The following is a 16,756-nucleotide window of genomic DNA, read 5'->3' as shown; positions in this document are numbered from 1 at the left end:
CCCGTCTGCCGGGCCGCGCATCTTACAGCAGAGTTCGAAGTCGTCAACCGATTTCGTACCGCTTTCGATCCGCCCCGACGCGCTCAATCCATGCAGCTCGGCGGGGCGCGCATTGTGCACATGCACAACGGATTTGGGAAGCCCGAAATCGCGATTTTTCGAAAGTTTTTTCGTCGGGCTCAGCCGGCGATCAGGCGCACGCGCGCAAAGGTGCGCTTGCCGACCGCGAGCACGCCCTCGAAACCCGGCGCATACGCGCGCTGCGCGTCCTCGACGATCTCGCCGTCGATGCGCACCGCGCGCTCCTTGAGCTTGCGGTTGGCTTCGGAATTGCTGGGCGTGAGCCCGGCCGCGGTCAGCAGGGCGGCGATGCGCAGGCCTTCGGCGGGCACCGCCACATCGGTCAGCGGCAGGGACGCGGTATCGCCCTCGCCGCGCACGGCCGCGTTCCAGCCGGCGACCGCGGTTTCGGCGGCGTCCGCGCCGTGGAAGCGCGCCGCCAGCTCGCGCGCCAGACGCAGCTTGAGATCGCGCGGATTGAGCGTTCCGGCCTCGATTTCGGCCTTGAAACGCGCGGCATCGGCGATCGAGATCTCGAAACTGAGCAGGTCGATCCAGCGCCACATCAGCGCGTCGTCGATCTTCATGGTCTTGGTGACGATGTCGATCGCCGGTTCGTTGATGCCGATGTAGTTGCCCAGCGACTTGGACATCTTGTTGACGCCGTCCAGGCCTTCCAGCAGCGGCATGGTCAGCACGATCTGGGCCGGTTGGCCGTGGTGCTCCTGCAGGCCGCGGCCCATGAGCAGGTTGAACTTCTGGTCGGTGCCGCCGAGCTCGACGTCGCACTCCAGCGCGACCGAGTCGTAGCCCTGCACCAGCGGATACAGGAACTCGTGGATCGCGATCGATTGCTGGGCGGCGTAGCGCTTGGCGAAATCGTCGCGCTCGAGCATGCGCGCGACCGTGTGCTGGCCGGCCAGGCGGATCATGTCGGCCGCGCTCATCTTGCCGAACCATTCGGAGTTGAAACGCACCTCGGTCTTGTCGCGGTCCAGCACCTTGAACACCTGGTCGGCGTAGGTCTGGGCGTTGGCCAGCACGTCCTCGCGGGTCAGCGGCTTGCGGGTGACGTTCTTGCCGGTCGGGTCGCCGATCATTCCGGTGAAATCGCCGATCAGAAAGATCACCTGGTGCCCCAGGTCCTGGAACTGGCGCATCTTGTTGAGCAGGACCGTATGGCCGATGTGCAGGTCGGGCGCGGTCGGGTCGAAGCCGGCCTTGATCCGCAGGGGGCGGCCGAGCTTGAGACGGGCCTCGAGCTCGTCGAGCTTGAGGATCTCGTCGGTGCCGCGGCGGATCAGGTCGAGGGCGTCTTGGACGGAGGCGGGGCTGGGAGCGGACAAAGGAGGACTCGCGTGGCGGACGCGGGCGCCGAAATGCGACCGCGGTCAATGAATGGGGTTAACAGGGAGTTAAACGTTACCGCATTGTCTGGCGGACAAAAACCCTATTCAGGTCAAGGGTTTGACGCACGTTGCTCGCATGTCTATGGTAACGCCGCTACGCAGCCTTCACACCTTTTGCAGGGGATTCCATCGATGACCGCACCCGATTCCGGTTCGGACCGGCGCGAACGCCTGAAGGCACTGCGTGAGGCCGCCCTGCATCGACCGGTGCTGGCACGTCATATTTCCGATGGATTCAACGGTCGCTGGTCGCGCCGTCAATGGGTGCAGGCCAGCCTGTTCGCGACCATGGGCATGCTGGTGCTGGCGATCGTGCCGGGCTTCAGCCCCGGCAACGCCAAGCCGCTGCACGCCGCGCGCCAGTCGCTGGCGCTGGCCCTGCCGCCGCTGCCGATGGCGCGCGCCAAGGGCCAGATCGGCGACAGCTGGCAGCTGGTGCGGGTCGACCGCGGCCAGACCCTGGGCGCGGTATTCAAGCAGTTGGACATTCCCGCCTCGACCCTGCAGCAGATCCTCGACCAGCCCGGCGCCAAGCAGGCGCTGACCCGGCTGAAGCCGGGCACCGAGCTCGCCTTCGACATGCCGGTCAACGGCTCGCTGCGCAGCTTCCGCTACGACCGCGACGACAGCCACCAGGTCGAACTGAAGCTGGACGGCGGCAAGATCTACCAGAAGGTGATCGCGCGCCCGAGCGAAACCCGCACCGTGGTGCTCAGCGGCAAGGTCGGCTCCTCGCTGTTCCGTTCGGCGCGCAAGGTCGGCCTGACCCCGAACAACATCCGCACCCTCACCGACGACATCTTCAAGTACGACATCGACTTCAACGAAGACGTCGGCGCCAACGACCGCTTCAGCGTGGTGGTCGAGCAGACCTGGCGCGAAGGCGAACTGGTCAGCACCGGCCCGGTGCTGGCGGCGACCTTCACCAGCGACGGCAAGCTGCACACCGGTTTCCGTTTCGAGCGCGACGGCAAGGCCGAGTACTTCACCGGCGACGGCCGCCCGCTGAAGAAGAGCTTCATCCGCATGCCGATCCCGTACGCGCGCCTGAGCTCGGGCTTCGGCGCGCGCCGCCACCCGGTGCTGGGCCGCATGCGCATGCACAAGGGCGTGGACTACGCGGCCGGCAGCGGCACCCCGATCATGGCCGCCGGCGACGCGCGGGTGAAATCGGCCGGCTGGATGGGCGGCTACGGCAACGCGGTGGTGCTGGACCACGGCCGCGGCTACACCACGCTGTACGGGCACATGTCGCGCATCGGCAAGATCCGCCCGGGCCAGCGCATCGCCCAGGGCACGGTGATCGGCTACGTCGGCAGCACCGGCATGTCGACCGGCCCGCACCTGCATTACGAATTCCGCGTCAACGGCGTGCACCGCAATCCGCTGTCGATCACGATGCCGCCGCCGGAGCCGCTCAGCGGCGGCGCGCTGGCGCAGTTCCGCTCGCAGACCGGCGTCGCCCTGGCGCGCATCCGCCAGGTCGAGAACATCATCTACGCCGACGCCACGCCGGTCGTATCGCCGATGTCGCGCGCGCTGGCGCCCAAGAAGAAGACCAAGGCCTGAGGCCAGCAGTGCCCGAAAACATGCAGGCCCCCGCTGCGGGGCTGTTCGTCGGACTGATCTCCGGTACCAGCGCCGACGGCATCGATGCCGCGCTGGTGCGTTTCGATGCCGCCCGATCGCCGCATTGCGAACTCGTGCTGGGCCGCACCTTCCCCTGGGCCGAGGCGCTGCGCGCGCGCCTGGTGGTGCTGGGCCAGGGCGGCGAGGCGCAGTCGCTGGAGGAACTGGGCACGCTGGACGTGCAGATCGCAGACGCCTTCGCCGAGGCGGCGCTGGCGCTGCTGGCCGAAGCCGGGGTCGGCGCGGCCGACCTCAACGCGATCGGCTCGCACGGCCAGACCGTGCGCCACCGCCCCGAGGGCGCCTACTACGACGGCCGCAACCCCTTCACCTGGCAGCTCGGCGACGGCCACCGCATCGCCGAGCGCTGCGGCGTGGCCACTGTCGCGGATTTCCGCCGCCGCGACGTCGCCGCCGGCGGCCACGGCGCGCCGCTGGTGCCGGCCTTCCATGCCGCCCTGCTGCACGCGCCCGACGAGGACCGCGCGGTCCTGAACCTGGGCGGCATCGCCAACTACACCCTGCTGCCCGCCGACGGCGCGGCGCGCGGCTTCGACACCGGCCCGGCCAACTGCCTGATGGACGCCTGGCACCTGCTGCACCGCGGCGGCGCCTACGACGCCGACGGCGACTACGCGGCCCAGGGCGAGGTCGATCCGGAGCTGCTGGCGCGCCTGCTCGACGAGCCCTGGTTCGCCCTGCCGCCGCCCAAGAGCACCGGCCGCGAGCATTTCCACCTCGACTGGGTGCGCACGCGCCTGAGCGGCGGCGAGCGCCCCGAGGACGTGCAGGCGACCCTGCTGGAGCTGAGCGCGATCACCATCGCCGACGCCCTGCGCGCGCAGCAGCCGGACACGCGCCGGCTGCTGGTCTGCGGCGGCGGCGTGCGCAACGCCCGCCTGTTGCAGGCGATCGCCGCGCAGCTGCCGGACACGATCATCGAATCGACCGCGGCCTACGGCCTGGATCCGGATTTCGTCGAAGCCATGGCCTTCGCCTGGCTGGCGCGGCAGACCCTGGCCGGGTTGCCCGGCAATCTGCCCAGCGTGACCGGCGCGCGCGGCCCGCGCGTGCTCGGGGTGGTCTACCCGGCCTGATTCTTGCCGGCCGGCACCTGGTCGATCAGCTTCTGCAGGTCGGCGTCGATCTGGCTGGCGCCCTGGTGACCCCATTCGCCCTCGTCGACCGGACGCGGCGCGCGCCCGATCAGGGAATAGCCCGGATCGCTGGGCACGCTCTCCAGGGCCATGATCGCGGCCTTGAGGGCGTCGGCATCGGTGTCGCTGAAGCGCGCGGCCATCTCGGTCTCGCAGGCGAACAGGCCGTGCTCGAGCAGGTGCATCAGCGCTTCGTCCGGGGACCAGCTGCGGGCCTCGGCGACCCGGCGGATGCGTTCGGCCAGCACCGGGTCGATGTCGTGCAGGACAATATCGGTCATTGCTGCACTTTACCTCAGCAAACCGCGGGTTTTGTGCATGAACGTCGGCGAATCGTGAGCGCGGTCGCGCGCGTTCAGGCCGCCGCCGGCGCCGCGACCGGCCGGCGCATGACCAGGATCAGGCACAGCAGCAGGGCCGGAATTCCGAGCAGGGCGGTGCCGACGAAGAACAGCGAGTACGCCTCCAGCAGGGTGCGGCCGGTTTCCAGCTGCTCCACCGCCACCCCGGACAGGCCCTTGAGCAACTTGCCGGGCATGGCATAGAACGAACTGAGCAGGGCGTATTGGGTGGCGGTATAGCCCACGCTGGTCAGGCTGGACATGTAGCCGACCAGGGCCACGCCGGCGTAGCCGTTGCTGAAGTTGTCGATCGCCATGACGATCGCGAACACGGTCGGATCGCTGCCGTGCACCGCCAGATAGGCGTAGGCCAGGTTGGAACCCGGGCCCAGCACCGCGCCCACCAGCAGGGTGGGCACGAAGCCGAAGCGGATCGCGCTCAGGCCGGCCGCGGCGATGCCGACGATGGTCGCGACGGTGCCGATCGAACCGCGCACCGCGCCGACGGTCTCCTTGCCTATGCCCAGGTCGGCATAGAACGGGTTGGCCATCGGCCCGAACACGAAGTCCGGCAGCCGGTACAAACTGATCGCCACCAGCATCAGCAGCGCCCACTTGCCGTGGGTGCGCAGGAACATCAGCAGCGGGCCCAACACCGCGTCGAAGAAGCGCAGCAGCGGCCGCACCAGCGGCCGCGACCAGGTCGCCTCGGGCACCGGCCGGCCGTCCTGGGGGCGGCGCAGCAGCAGCCACAGCACCAGCGCCGTGCCCGCGGCGAACGCGGCGTCGAGGTAGCTCCAGCCGGCGTCCCAGAAATTGTGCTTGGCGATCTGGTAGGCCAGCGCGGCCACGCCGATCGCCAGGGCCGTCAGCCAGCGCACCACCATCGCGTCGGATACGCCCAGCGTTTCCTCGCCGGCGTCGACGATCCCGATCGCCGGTTCGGCGGCGGGCAAACGCGTCTCGCGCGCCAGGAACACCGCGAACATGCCCACGCCCAGCAGCGCCGCCATGATTTCGTAGGACACCGCCCAGCCCACACGCGCGGCGATGATCAGGATCAGCGAATCGGTGACCAGCAGCGCGGTGCGATAGCCCAGCGCGCCGCTGGCGGTCAGCAGGCCCTGTTGCTCGTTGCTGTCGGCGCTCTCGATGCGCCAGGCGTCGATCACGATGTCCTGGGTGGCCGAGGCGAAGGCCACCACCAGGGCCAGCACGCCGAACACCAGCAGGTGGTTCAAGGCCACCCCGCCCAGCATCAGCTGGCCCTTTTGCGGCTCGACCAGGGCCATGCCCAGCAGCGCCACGCTGGCGACGATCTGGGTGAGCAGCATCCAGCCGCGGCGGCGGCCCAACCAGCGCCCGAACAACGGCGCGTCGGTCTTGTCGACCAGCGGCGCCCACAGGAATTTCAGCGAATAGGCCAGACCGACCCAGGACAGGAAGCCGATCGTCGACAGCTCGATCGCGTTCTCGCGCATCCAGAAGCCGAGCGTGTTGCCGACCAGGTAGATCGGGATGCCCGAGCTGAAGCCCAGCAGCAGCATCGCCAGCACCTTGGGCTCGCGCAGGCTCTTGAGCACCTGCCGCCAGCCCGGGCGCGGCTTCGCCGCGGCGGCCTCAGAGCTCATAGTCGACGATGAACGGCGCGTGGTCGGAGAAGCGCGGTTCCTTCTGGATCGCCCAGCCGCGCAGGCGCTCGCGCAGGCCCGGCGTGGCCAACTGGTAGTCGATGCGCCAGCCCACGTCGTTGCCGCGCGCGCCGCCGCGGTTGCTCCACCAGGTGTAGTCCTGGCCTTCGGCGTTGAGGGCGCGGTAGGTGTCGACCCAGCCGTCCTGGTCGGCGCACAGGCCGTTCAGCCACTCGCGCTCGGGCGGCAGGCAGCCGGAGTTCTTCTGGTTGCTGGTCCAGTTCTTGATGTCCAGGCGGCTGCGCACGATGTTCCAGTCGCCGCACAGCACGTACTCGCGGCCGCTGCGCAGCCATTCGTCCAGCTTGGGTTTGAGCCAGTCCATGACCTCGAACTTGAAGCCCTGGCGCAGCTCGCCCGAGGACCCGGACGGGATGTAGAACGAGACCACGCTGAGATTTCCGTAACGGGCCTCGATATAGCGGCCTTCGTCGTCGAACGGCGCCCAACCCATCGCGGTGCGGACCTCGTCGGGCTCGCGCTTGGAGTAGATCGCGACGCCGCTGTAGCCCTTCTTGGTGATCGCGTCGCGGAAGTAGGCGCGGTAGCCCTCGGGCAGGAAGGCCGGGCCGGTGAGCTGGTGTTCCTGGGCCTTGGTTTCCTGGATGCACAGCACGTCGGCGTTCTGAGTGCGGAACCAGTCGAAGAAGCCCTTGGTGGCCGCCGACCGCAGGCCGTTGGCGTTGAAGCTGATGATGCGCATGCGCACTCCCGAGCGTGATGCGGCCGATCATAGCAATGGCCCGGGCGCCGGTGGCCTATCATGCCGGCATGTCCGTAGCCCCCGCCGCGTCCGCGATCGTCCGCGTCGTCCCCGTCGACGATGCGCTGGCCGAGGCGGTGCGCGCGCTGCGGGTCGCGCCGGAACAGCTGGAGTTCGTCGGCGATACCGCCTTCAACCTCGACGACACCCGCCGCGACCCCGACAGCGAGGCGATGGCGGTGCTGGCCGGCGACGAGGTGGTCGGCTTCTACCGCCTGGATTTCCATCCTGGCGCGGTCGGCGGCCGCGCCTTCGAGGAGCCCAGCGTGGGCTTGCGCGCGGTCGTGATCGACCACCGCCGCCAGGGCCGCGGCTACGGCGCGCGCGCCATGGACGCCTGCTGCGAGGACCTGCGACGGCGCCACCCGCAACGGCGGCTGCTGGCGCTGACCGTGAACTGCCGCAATCTCGCCGCGATCGCCGCCTACCGGCGCTCGGGCTTCGTCGACACCGGCGAACTGTTCCTGGGCGGCGCGGCCGGCCCGCAGCACCTGATGCTGCGCCGGCTGCAACCGTCCCCCACCGCTTGAATCCGAACCGCACGACGCCCCCCATGACCGACCACCGCTCCCGCTTCCTGCAACTCGCCCTGCGCGCCGACGCCCTTCGCTTCGGCGAATTCACCCTCAAGTCGGGCCGCAGCAGCCCTTATTTTTTCAACGCCGGCCGTTTCGATACGGGCGCCGCGCTGGCCGAACTGGCCGGCTGCTACGCCGACGCCATCGACGCCCACGGCGTCGGCTTCGACCTGCTGTTCGGACCGGCCTACAAGGGCATCCCGCTGGCGACCGCGCTGGCCTGCGAATACGCGCATCGCGGCCGCGACCTGCCGCTGGCGTTCAACCGCAAGGAAGCCAAGACCCACGGCGAGGGCGGCAGCCTGATCGGCGCGCCGCTGGCCGGGCGCCGGGTGCTGATCGTCGACGACGTGATCACCGCCGGCACCGCCATCCGCGAGGCGCTGGCGATCATCGCGCAGGCCGGCGGCAGCGCCGCCGGCATCGTGATCGCGCTGGACCGCCAGGAAGCCGTCGACCCGGCCACATCGCGACGCTCGGCGGCAGAAACTGTCGCAATCGAACAGGGCCTGCCGGTGATCGCGGTCGCCAGCCTGGCCGACCTGCTGGCGTTCACCGGCGAAAGCGCCGAATTCGGCGCCCAGCGCGAGCGCCTGCTCGACTACCGCGAGCGTTACGGCAGCCACGCCGGCGCCTGAATTCCGCGGCTCGCGCCTGGCCGGCCGACCCCGGCCGGGCGCGTTGATGGAATCGTGACGCCGGTTGCACGCGCGGGGTGCTGATATGGCCCGACTCTTGCGTCAGTTCCATCCCATGACCCATGCATCGCGATGGCAGGGAGCCGATATGAACAAGATCCACTCGCTGCTGACCGGTGCCGTGCTGCTGGCGCTGACCGCCACCGTCGCGGTCGCCCAGGACGCGCCCAAGAAGAAGCTCTACTGCTGGAACGAGAACGGCCGCAAGGTCTGCGGCGACGCCCTGCCGGCCAGCGCGGTCGACAGCGCGCGCACCGAGTTCAGCGCCAAGAGCGGCCTGGCCACCGCTCAGGTCGGCCGTGCCCTGACCGCCGAGGAACGCGCCGCCGCCGCCGCCCAGGCCGAAGCCGCGCGCATCGCCGCGATGGCCGACGAGGCCAAGGCCCGCCGCGACATCGCCATGGCCCAGTCCTACGCCACCGAGGCCGACCTGCGGCGCGCGTTCCAGGAACGCATCGCGGTGATGGACGAGACCGTGAAGGCCTCGCAGCTCGGCGTCGAAGGCCGGCGCCAGAGCCTGCTCAGCCTGCTGCGCAAGGCCGGCGAAGAAGAACTCAACGGCAAACCGGTGCGCGGCAGCCTGTCCGACAACATCCGCAACCAGCACGCCGAACTGCTGCGCCAGCAGAGCATCCTGCTGCAGCAGAAAGCCGAGCGCGCGACGATCGACGAGGACCTGACCGCGGCGCTGCAGCGCTACAACAGCATGAAGGCCGCCGAGGCGGCGCGCGCGGGCGGTTGAGCGGGACGAACGCCGCGGGACTGCGTCCGAGCGCTAGCGGCATCCAGGATTCACGGACGCTGAGAACGAAACGACCGGCCTGAGCCGGTCGTTTCGCTTTGCGTCGGCCCGATGCCCGGGCCGCAATCAGAACGGCAGGTTGAGCGTGGGATCCACCGCCAACAGCTGCGAGCGGAACGCGGCCTGGATACGGCCCAGCGACTCGCGCGAGTCGGCGTCGAAGCGCAGCACCAGCACCGGGGTGGTGTTGGACGCGCGCACCAGGCCCCAGCCGTCGGCGTAGTCCACGCGCAGGCCGTCGATGGTCGACAGGCGCGCGCCCTCGAACTGGGCCTGCTGCAGGAAACGCTCGACGAAGCTGTGCGGGTCGCCGTCGGGCGCATCGACCTTGATCTCGGGCGTGGACACGCCGTCGGGCAGGGCCGCCAGGGTCTCGCTGGCGCTTTGCGGGCGCGCGGCCAGGATCTCGAGCAGGCGCGCGGCGGCGTAGATGCCGTCGTCGAAACCGAACCAGCGCTCCTTGAAGAAGAAGTGGCCGCTCATCTCGCCGGCCAGCTCGGCGTCGGTCTCGCGCATCTTGGCCTTGATCAGCGAGTGCCCGGTCTTCCACATCAGCGGGCTGCCGCCATGGCGCAGGATCTGGCCCGGCAGACGGCCAGTGCACTTGACGTCGTAGATGATCATCGCGCCGGGGTTGCGTTCCAGCACGTCGGCGGCGAACAGCATCAGCAGGCGGTCGGGGAAGATGTTCTGGCCGTCGCGAGTGACCACGCCCAGACGGTCGCCGTCGCCGTCGAAGGCCACGCCCAGGTCGGCGTCCAGGCGCTGCACCATCTTGATCAGGTCGGCGAGGTTGTGCGGCTCGCTCGGGTCCGGATGGTGGTTGGGGAAGTTGCCGTCGATGTCGCAGTACAGCGGCGTGACCTCGGCGCCGATCGCGCTGAGCACGCGCGGGCCGATGTCGCCGGCCACGCCGTTGCCGGCGTCGACCACGACCTTGAGCGGGCGGTCGATCTGCACGTCGGAGGCGATGCGCTGGACGTAGTCCTCGCCGATGTCGCGCTCGGACAGCGAGCCCAGATCGCCCAGGTGCAGGCGGTCGTCGGCGATGCGCGCGTACAGATCGGTGATGGCGTCGCCGGACAGGGTTTCGCCGCCGACCACGATCTTGAAGCCGTTGTAATCGGGCGGGTTGTGGCTGCCGGTGACCGAGATGCAGGAACCGGCGCGCAGATGGTAGGCGCCGAAGTAGATCACCGGGGTCGGCGCCATGCCGATGTCGATCACGTTGCGGCCGGCCTTGCGCAGGCCGGCGATCAGGCCTTCGACCATGGCCGGGCCGGACAGGCGGCCGTCGCGGCCGACGACGATGTCGGTCAGGCCTTGTTCGTGCATCAGCGAGCCGACCGAGTGGCCGATCAGTTCGGCGACGCCTGCGTCCAGGGTCTTGCCGACCACGCCGCGCACGTCGTAGGCGCGGAAGATGCTGCGGTCGATCGCGACCGCCTTGGCCGGCAGCGGCGACTTGACCTCGATCGGCAGTTCGACCGGCGGCGGCACCGGCTGCTGTTCCATCGCTTCGGTCAGGGTCTGGTCGGGGCCTTCCTCCTCGACCGCGACCGCCGCGCCGCGGCGCAGCTTGGGCGCGCGCCAGGCCAGCAACGCCAGCAGCGCCAGCGCCGCGGCGGCGCCGAAGCAGCCGACCGCGCCCAGGCCGAGCGGGCCGCCGGCGATGTCGGGAATGGCGGCGGCGACGCGCAGGTCGCTGTCGGGAATCTTGGCCGCAAGCGCCTCGGCGCCGTCGGCGAGCGAGGCGTCGCCGCGCTCGACCACGCTGTAGCCGCCCTGGCGCAGGGCCAGGTAGCTGTCGCTGGACACCGAGGCGCCTTCGATGCCTTGGCTCACGCGCTGCAGCGGCAGACGCAGGAAGGCCACGCCGACCGCCTGCGGGCCGACGCGCGCGGGCGCGGCCAGGGCCAGGGTGGCTTGGGCGCCGTCGCGCGCGATCCAGGCCACCGCCTTGTCGTTGGCGATCGCCGCCTCCATCGCGGCCAGGCGGCCGTAACCGCCCTTGGGCAATGCGGCGTACTCGGCCGCCAGGTCGCTGCGCAGGACCACGGCGTCGCTGGCGCCGGGCCAGTCCTTGCCGAGTTCGCGCGCGGCCGCGGCCAGATCGCCCGCGCCCAGCGCGGTCTGCAGCGGCGCCGAGGCCAGGCGTTCGTCCAGGCGCTTGAGTTCGCCGGCCAGGCCGGACTTGGCGGCGGCGACGGCGGCGTCGCGCGCGCGCTCGATCCCGCTGCGACGCGCGTTGTCGCGATGCTGCTGCCAACCGCTCCAGGCGAACCAGGCCGCCAGCAGCGCGCACAGCACGATCGCGATCGGGCGTATCGGTTTGAGTTGTTCGGCCGACAGCTTGGGCCGCTCGATCTTCAGATCCACCATCGTTGCGTTCCTTTGATCAGCGCACGCCAGTGTGGCCGAAACCGCCGGCCCCGCGCGCGCTGGATTCGAATTCGTCGACCACCTGCAGCGTCGCCCGTACGATCGGAAGTACGACCAGCTGCGCGATGCGATCCCCCGGCTGCATCGTAAAAGCCTCGCGCCCGCGATTCCACACGCTGATCAGCAAGGGCCCCTGATAGTCGGCATCGATCAGGCCGGTGCCGTTGCCCAGCACGATCCCGTTTTTGTGACCCAGGCCCGATCGCGGCAGGATCACCGCGCACAGCGTGGGGTCGCCGAGGTGGATCGCCAGACCCGACGGCACCAGCGCGGTGTCGCCCGGGTGCAGCACCAGCGACTGGTCCAGCGCCGCGCGCAGGTCCAGGCCGGCGCTGGCGGCGGTGGCGTATTGCGGCAGCGGCCATTCGTCGCCGAAGCGCGGGTCGAGGATCTTCAGTTCAAGAGTGTGATTCATTCGTTGCGCAGTCGTTCGGCGATCAGGTCCAGCAGCTGGTCGGCCAACTGGGTCTTGGGTGCGGGACCGAGCGCGCGTTCGCCGCCGGTCCAGTACACGGTCAGGGCGTTGTCGTCGCTCTCGAAACCGCTGCCGGGCACGCCGACGCGATTGGCGGCGATCAGGTCCAGCTTCTTCTTCTCGAGCTTGCCGCGCGCGTAGCGCTCGACCTCGTCGGTCTCGGCGGCGAAGCCGACCACCAGGCGCGGGCGCGCGGCATGCACCGCGACCTCGGCCAGGATGTCGGGCGTGCGCACCAGCTCCAGGGCGAAGTGCGCTTCGTTTTTCTTGATCTTGCCCGGCGCGACCTGCGCCGGGGTGTAGTCGGCGACCGCGGCGGCGCCGATGTAGGCGTCGGCCGGCAGGCCCGCCAGCACCGCCTCGCGCATCTGCGCGGCCGAGCGCACGTCGGTGCGCGCGACCCCGGCCGGCGTCGGCAGCGATACCGGACCGGCGATGAGGCTCACCTGCGCGCCGCGGCGTGCGGCGGCCTCGGCGATCGCGAAGCCCATCTTGCCGCTGCTGCGGTTGCCGATGAAACGCACCGGATCGATGTCTTCGAAGGTCGGGCCGGCGCTGACCAACAGCCGCAGCCCCTGCAGGCTGGCCGCGCTCACGGCGTCACCTGGGCCAGCGCGGCGACGATGTCGTTGGGCTCCATCAGGCGGCCGGGACCGGATTCGGGCTCGGCCATGGGGCCGTCCATCGGGCCCAGCAGGCGCACGCCGCGCGCGCGCAGGGTGGCGACGTTGGCCTGGGTGGCCGGATGCGCCCACATGCGGTGGTTCATCGCCGGGGCCAGGGTCAGCGGCGCGTCGGTGGCCAGGCACAGGGTGGCGATCAGATCGTCGGCGAAGCCGTGCGCGAGCTTGGCGATCATGTCGGCGGTGGCCGGCGCGATCAGCACCCGCTGCGCCCAGCGCGCCAGCTCGATATGGCCCATCGAGGCCTCGGCCTCGGCGTCCCACAGCGAGGTCCGCACCGGCTGGCCGGACAGGGCCTGAAAGGTCGCGGTGCCGACGAAGCGGGTCGCGTTCTCGGTCATGGCCACGCGCACGTCGGCGCCGGCATCGCGCAGGCGGCGCACCAGCTCGGCGGCCTTGTAGGCGGCGATGCCGCCGCAGACGCAAAGCAGCACGTGCTGGCCTTGCAGGGTGAGTGGCGCGTCTGATGCCATGTTCGGCTTCGGTCCATTGCGGCGGTGCGGCTCCGGCGTTCGCAGACTGCCCGTAAGGGAATTCCCACGCCGGAATGGGGCCCTAGCTTACCCGATGCCCCCGCAACGCCCGATCGGCGCGCCTCGCGCCACGCGGCAAGCTGCGGCCATGCGTATCCAAGAATGGCCCAGCGCGGAACGGCCCCGCGAAAAACTCCTGGCACGCGGCGCCCGCTCGCTTTCGGACGCCGAACTGCTGGCGATCTTCCTCGGCTCCGGCCTGCGCGGCCGCGACGCGGTCTCCAGCGCGCGCAGTTTGCTGAACGCGCACGGCCCCCTGCGCGCCCTGCTCGAATGCAGCCCCGCCCAGCTGCTGGGCCTGCCCGGCCTGGGTCCGGCCCGCACCTGCACCCTGGTGGCGGCGCTGGAGTTGGCCAACCGGCACCTGTCGGCCCAGCTCGAGCGCGGCGAGGCCCTGGCCGATCCGGGCGCGGCCGGGCGCTATTTCGCCCAGCGCCTGCGCGGCCTGTCGCACGAGGTGTTCGCGGCCCTGTTCTTGGACGCCAGCCACCGCGCGATCGCGTTCGAGGAGCTGTTCCGCGGCACCATCGACGGCGCCGAGGTGCACCCGCGCGAGGTGGTCCGGCGCGCCCTGGCGCACAACGCCGCGGCGGTGATCGTCGGCCACAACCACCCCAGCGGCAATCCCGAACCCAGCGGCGCCGACCGCGCCGTGACCGCGCGCCTGCGCCATGCCCTGGACCTGGTCGACATCCGCCTGCTCGACCATTTCGTGATCGCCGACGGGCCGCCGGTGTCGATGGCGGCGCGCGGCATGCTCTGAGGCCTGGCTCCAGCGGCCGGCGCTGGTGCCGCCGTCGGGTACGGGAACGCGTTTCGCGGCGGCGTCCGCGGCCCGCCCGCGGCTTCGCCCTCGCGTACAATGGCCGATCCGCAGCACCCCGCAGAATCCCCGTGAAAACCCATCTCCGCGCGCTGGTCGCGCAGGCCATCGATGCGTTGCGCGCCGCCGGCACCCTGCCGGCCGAGCTGGCGACGCCCGAATTCGTGATCGAACGTCCCAAGACCCGTGCCCAGGGCGACTTCTCGACCAACGCCGCGATGCTGCTGTCCAAGCCCGCGCGCGCCAATCCGCGCGAAATCGCGCAGAAGCTGGTCGAGGCCCTGCCCGGCAACGGCGACATCGCGCGCATCGAGATCGCCGGCCCCGGCTTCATCAACTTCCATGTCGACGAGTCGGCCTGGCGCCGCCTGCTGCGCGACGCCCTGGCCGCCGGCGCCGACTACGGCCGCAACGACAGCGGCGCCGGCCATCGCGCCGGCGTCGAGTACGTCTCGGCCAACCCGACCGGCCCGCTCCATGTCGGCCACGGCCGCGCCGCGGTGATCGGCGACTGCATCGCGCGCGTGCTCGCCGCCAACGGCTGGAACGTGGCGCGCGAGTTCTACTACAACGACGCCGGCGTGCAGATCAACAACCTGGCGATCTCCACCCAGGCGCGCGCGCGCGGCATCGCCCCGGGCGACGAGGGCTGGCCGGAAGACGGCTACCGCGGCGACTACATCGCCGACGTGGCGCGCGCCTATCTCGACGGCGCCACCGTCGAAGTCGACGGCCACAGCGTGGTCGGCGCCGGCGATGCCGACGACCTCGACGCGATCCGCCGCTTCGCCGTGGCTTACCTGCGCCGCGAGCAGAACGGCGATCTCGCCGCCTATGGCGTCGGTTTCGACGTGTATTTCCTGGAAAGCTCGCTGTACGCCGACGACAAGGTCGAGGAGACCGTGCGCGAACTGATCGCGCACGGCCATACCTACGAAGAGGGCGGCGCGCTGTGGCTGCGCAGCACCGACTTCGGCGACGACAAGGACCGCGTGATGCGCAAGTCCGACGGCACCTACACCTACTTCGTGCCCGACGTCGCCTATCACCTGAGCAAGTGGCAGCGCGGCTACGAGCGCGCGATCACCGAACTGGGCGCCGACCACCACGGCTCGCTGGCGCGCGTGCGCGCCGGCCTGCAGGCGCTGGATGCCGGCATTCCGCAGGGCTGGCCCGAGTACGTGCTGCACCAGATGGTCACGGTGATGCGCGGCGGCGAGGAAGTGAAGCTGTCCAAGCGCGCCGGCAGCTACCTGACCCTGCGCGACCTGATCGACGAGGCCGGCCGCGACGCGGTGCGCTGGTTCCTGATCGCGCGCAAGCCCGATTCGCAGCTGACCTTCGACATCGACCTGGCGCGTTCGCAGTCGATGGACAACCCGGTCTACTACGTGCAGGTCTCGCACGCGCGCATGTGCGGCCTGATGCGCCAGCTCAAGGAACGCGGCCTGTCCTTCGACCTGGAGCAGGGCTTGGCCCAGCCGCTGGACCTGGACGACGCCGCCGCGCACGAACTGGTGACGACCTTGCTGCGCTACCCCGATGTGGTGGCCGCGGCCGGCCGCGACCTCGAGCCGCACCAGATCGCGGTCTATCTGCTGGAATTGGCGCAGACCTTCCAGACGTATTACAACGACCACCAGTTCCTGGTCGACGACGATGCCGTGCGCAACGCGCGCCTGGCGCTGGCGACGGCGACGCGCCAGGTGCTGGCGAACGGTCTGGATCTGTTGGGCGTCAGCGCCCCCGAGGTGATGTAAGTGGCAGCACGACGTGGCAAATCGCAAGCGAAGCGCAACCAGGGCAACGGCGGCGGCCTGCCCGGCTGGGCCTGGGGCGTCATGGGCGTCCTGTTGGGCGTGGTGCTGATCCTGTCGGCGCCGAAGTTCCTCAAGTCCGACGGCGACGGCTTCTTCCGTCCCAAGCCCAACCCCGACGCCCAGCCCGCGCCGGTCGCGGTGGCCGAGGACGAGACCGTCGCGCCGGACAACGACAACGGCTCGACCGCGCCCAAGCCCGCCGCCGCTGCCGACAAGCAGCCGCCCGACTACGCCTTCTACGACCTGCTGCCCGGCAAGGAAGTCCCGCTGAGCGATGCCGAACTGGCCGCGACCGAGCGCGCCGAAGCGCAGCGCCTGGCCCAGCAGCAGAAGCAGCAGGCGGCGCAGACCGCCGCGCAGAACGGCGCATCCCCGGCGACCGCACCGGCCAACGCGACCGCCGCCAACAACGCCGGCGCCACCCTGCCCAAGCCGGTCGACGCCGGCCCGAGCACGCCCGTCGCGGCGATCCCGGCCGCGACCGCCAACGCGGGCACGACCGCGCCGGCCACGGCCAACATCGCCGCCGGCACTGCATCGAACGCGATCGGCGACGGCACCCTCTACCTGCTCCAGGCCGGCGCGTTCCAGGCCTCCGGCCAGGCCGAGGAAATGAAGGCCAAGATCGCTCTGCTGGGCCTGGGCGCCCGGGTCGAACAGGCGCAGATCAGCGGCAAGACCGTCTACCGCGTGCGCATGGGCCCCTACGGCACCGCCAGCGACCTGGCCGAAGCCAAGCGCAAGCTTGCCAGCGGCGGCCTGCCGGGCATGGCGATCAAGGTCAGGTAAGCGATCGGTTCCGCCGGCGGCCGCTGCGTCGCCGGCCCGCTGGGCATGCTCGCGCCGACGGCG

Annotated in this window: 13 protein-coding genes and 2 pseudogenes; 8 read left to right on the top strand and 7 right to left on the bottom strand. The window is 70.5% G+C overall.

Annotated features, from left to right (window positions below):
- Positions 1–179: 179 nt before the first annotated feature.
- Positions 180–1,406 (bottom strand): tyrosine--tRNA ligase, encoded by a 1,227-nt coding sequence (gene tyrS, locus V1318_RS19655; RefSeq protein WP_332941460.1) that lies wholly within the window; start codon positions 1,404–1,406, stop codon positions 180–182.
- Between the two features lie 195 nt (positions 1,407–1,601).
- Here tyrS and V1318_RS19650 point away from each other — a divergent pair, with 195 nt between their 5' ends.
- Positions 1,602–3,038: a peptidoglycan DD-metalloendopeptidase family protein gene (locus V1318_RS19650; RefSeq protein ID WP_332941459.1), complete on the top strand. Its 1,437-nt coding sequence runs from the start codon at positions 1,602–1,604 to the stop codon at positions 3,036–3,038.
- A 20-nt stretch (positions 3,039–3,058) separates the two neighbouring features.
- Positions 3,059–4,195, top strand: a complete 1,137-nt coding sequence (locus tag V1318_RS19645) for an anhydro-N-acetylmuramic acid kinase (RefSeq protein WP_332941463.1) — start codon at positions 3,059–3,061, stop codon at positions 4,193–4,195.
- A 122-nt stretch (positions 4,196–4,317) separates the two neighbouring features.
- On the opposite strand, the pseudogene V1318_RS19640 reads toward V1318_RS19645, so the two are convergent.
- From V1318_RS19640 to V1318_RS19630, 3 genes and pseudogenes are all read right to left on the bottom strand, one after another.
- Positions 4,318–4,536: pseudogene (locus tag V1318_RS19640) on the bottom strand (hypothetical protein); the annotation flags it as partial.
- A 74-nt stretch (positions 4,537–4,610) separates the two neighbouring features.
- Complete coding sequence (locus V1318_RS19635) at positions 4,611–6,227, bottom strand: MFS transporter (RefSeq protein WP_332941458.1); 1,617 nt, start codon at positions 6,225–6,227, stop codon at positions 4,611–4,613.
- On the bottom strand, positions 6,217–6,990 hold the full coding sequence (locus V1318_RS19630) for an exodeoxyribonuclease III (RefSeq protein ID WP_332941457.1): 774 nt from the start codon (positions 6,988–6,990) through the stop codon (positions 6,217–6,219). The genes V1318_RS19635 and V1318_RS19630 overlap by 11 nt, the downstream gene beginning before the upstream one ends.
- Positions 6,991–7,058: 68 nt before the next feature.
- On the opposite strand from V1318_RS19630, the gene V1318_RS19625 reads away from it, so the two are divergent.
- The 3 genes from V1318_RS19625 (at position 7,059) to V1318_RS19615 (ending at position 9,068) form a co-directional block, all read left to right on the top strand.
- Entirely contained in the window at positions 7,059–7,580 is a 522-nt protein-coding gene (locus V1318_RS19625) for a GNAT family N-acetyltransferase (RefSeq protein WP_332941456.1), read from the top strand.
- 23 nt (positions 7,581–7,603) lie between these two features.
- The gene (gene pyrE / locus V1318_RS19620; protein ID WP_332941455.1) at positions 7,604–8,266 is read left to right on the top strand and encodes an orotate phosphoribosyltransferase; all 663 of its coding nucleotides are present in this window, start codon (positions 7,604–7,606) and stop codon (positions 8,264–8,266) included.
- A gap of 148 nt (positions 8,267–8,414) precedes the next feature.
- Positions 8,415–9,068: a hypothetical protein gene (locus V1318_RS19615; RefSeq protein WP_332941454.1), complete on the top strand. Its 654-nt coding sequence runs from the start codon at positions 8,415–8,417 to the stop codon at positions 9,066–9,068.
- Between the two features lie 126 nt (positions 9,069–9,194).
- Here V1318_RS19615 and V1318_RS19610 read toward each other — a convergent pair whose 3' ends face one another.
- The 3 genes and pseudogenes from V1318_RS19610 to coaBC all read right to left on the bottom strand — a co-directional run bounded on the left by V1318_RS19610 (position 9,195) and on the right by coaBC (position 13,201).
- On the bottom strand, positions 9,195–11,510 hold the full coding sequence (locus tag V1318_RS19610; RefSeq protein ID WP_332941453.1) for a phosphomannomutase/phosphoglucomutase: 2,316 nt from the start codon (positions 11,508–11,510) through the stop codon (positions 9,195–9,197).
- 16 nt (positions 11,511–11,526) lie between these two features.
- The gene (gene dut, locus V1318_RS19605) at positions 11,527–11,985 is read right to left on the bottom strand and encodes a dUTP diphosphatase (RefSeq protein WP_056176804.1); all 459 of its coding nucleotides are present in this window, start codon (positions 11,983–11,985) and stop codon (positions 11,527–11,529) included.
- A pseudogene (gene coaBC, locus V1318_RS19600) lies at positions 11,982–13,201 on the bottom strand (bifunctional phosphopantothenoylcysteine decarboxylase/phosphopantothenate--cysteine ligase CoaBC). The gene dut and the pseudogene coaBC overlap by 4 nt, the downstream one beginning before the upstream one ends.
- A 148-nt stretch (positions 13,202–13,349) precedes the next feature.
- Between coaBC and radC the strand changes: the two are divergent.
- The 3 genes from radC to V1318_RS19585 all read left to right on the top strand — a co-directional run bounded on the left by radC (position 13,350) and on the right by V1318_RS19585 (position 16,693).
- Entirely contained in the window at positions 13,350–14,024 is a 675-nt protein-coding gene (radC, locus tag V1318_RS19595) for a DNA repair protein RadC (RefSeq protein ID WP_332941452.1), read from the top strand.
- A 131-nt stretch (positions 14,025–14,155) separates the two neighbouring features.
- Entirely contained in the window at positions 14,156–15,844 is a 1,689-nt protein-coding gene (argS, locus tag V1318_RS19590; RefSeq protein WP_332941451.1) for an arginine--tRNA ligase, read from the top strand.
- Positions 15,845–16,693 carry an SPOR domain-containing protein gene (locus tag V1318_RS19585; RefSeq protein ID WP_332941450.1) on the top strand — a complete coding sequence of 283 codons (849 nt, stop codon included), beginning with the start codon at positions 15,845–15,847 and terminating at the stop codon, positions 16,691–16,693.
- Positions 16,694–16,756: the final 63 nt, after the last annotated feature.

Source organism: Lysobacter sp. CCNWLW3 (assembly GCF_036697405.1).
GTDB lineage: Bacteria > Pseudomonadota > Gammaproteobacteria > Xanthomonadales > Xanthomonadaceae > Lysobacter.
Note: the sequence above shows the minus strand (reverse complement) of the source record. Positions and strands in the feature narration are given on the sequence as shown.

Coding starts and splice junctions, on each gene's coding strand:
- V1318_RS19650 (WP_332941459.1), top strand. CDS start 1,602: ATGACCGCACCCGATTCCGGTTCGGACCGGCGCGAACGCCTGAAGGCA.
- V1318_RS19645 (WP_332941463.1), top strand. CDS start 3,059: ATGCAGGCCCCCGCTGCGGGGCTGTTCGTCGGACTGATCTCCGGTACC.
- V1318_RS19635 (WP_332941458.1), bottom strand. CDS start 6,227: ATGAGCTCTGAGGCCGCCGCGGCGAAGCCGCGCCCGGGCTGGCGGCAG.
- V1318_RS19630 (WP_332941457.1), bottom strand. CDS start 6,990: ATGCGCATCATCAGCTTCAACGCCAACGGCCTGCGGTCGGCGGCCACC.
- V1318_RS19625 (WP_332941456.1), top strand. CDS start 7,059: ATGTCCGTAGCCCCCGCCGCGTCCGCGATCGTCCGCGTCGTCCCCGTC.
- pyrE (WP_332941455.1), top strand. CDS start 7,604: ATGACCGACCACCGCTCCCGCTTCCTGCAACTCGCCCTGCGCGCCGAC.
- V1318_RS19615 (WP_332941454.1), top strand. CDS start 8,415: ATGAACAAGATCCACTCGCTGCTGACCGGTGCCGTGCTGCTGGCGCTG.
- V1318_RS19610 (WP_332941453.1), bottom strand. CDS start 11,510: ATGGTGGATCTGAAGATCGAGCGGCCCAAGCTGTCGGCCGAACAACTC.
- dut (WP_056176804.1), bottom strand. CDS start 11,985: ATGAATCACACTCTTGAACTGAAGATCCTCGACCCGCGCTTCGGCGAC.
- radC (WP_332941452.1), top strand. CDS start 13,350: ATGCGTATCCAAGAATGGCCCAGCGCGGAACGGCCCCGCGAAAAACTC.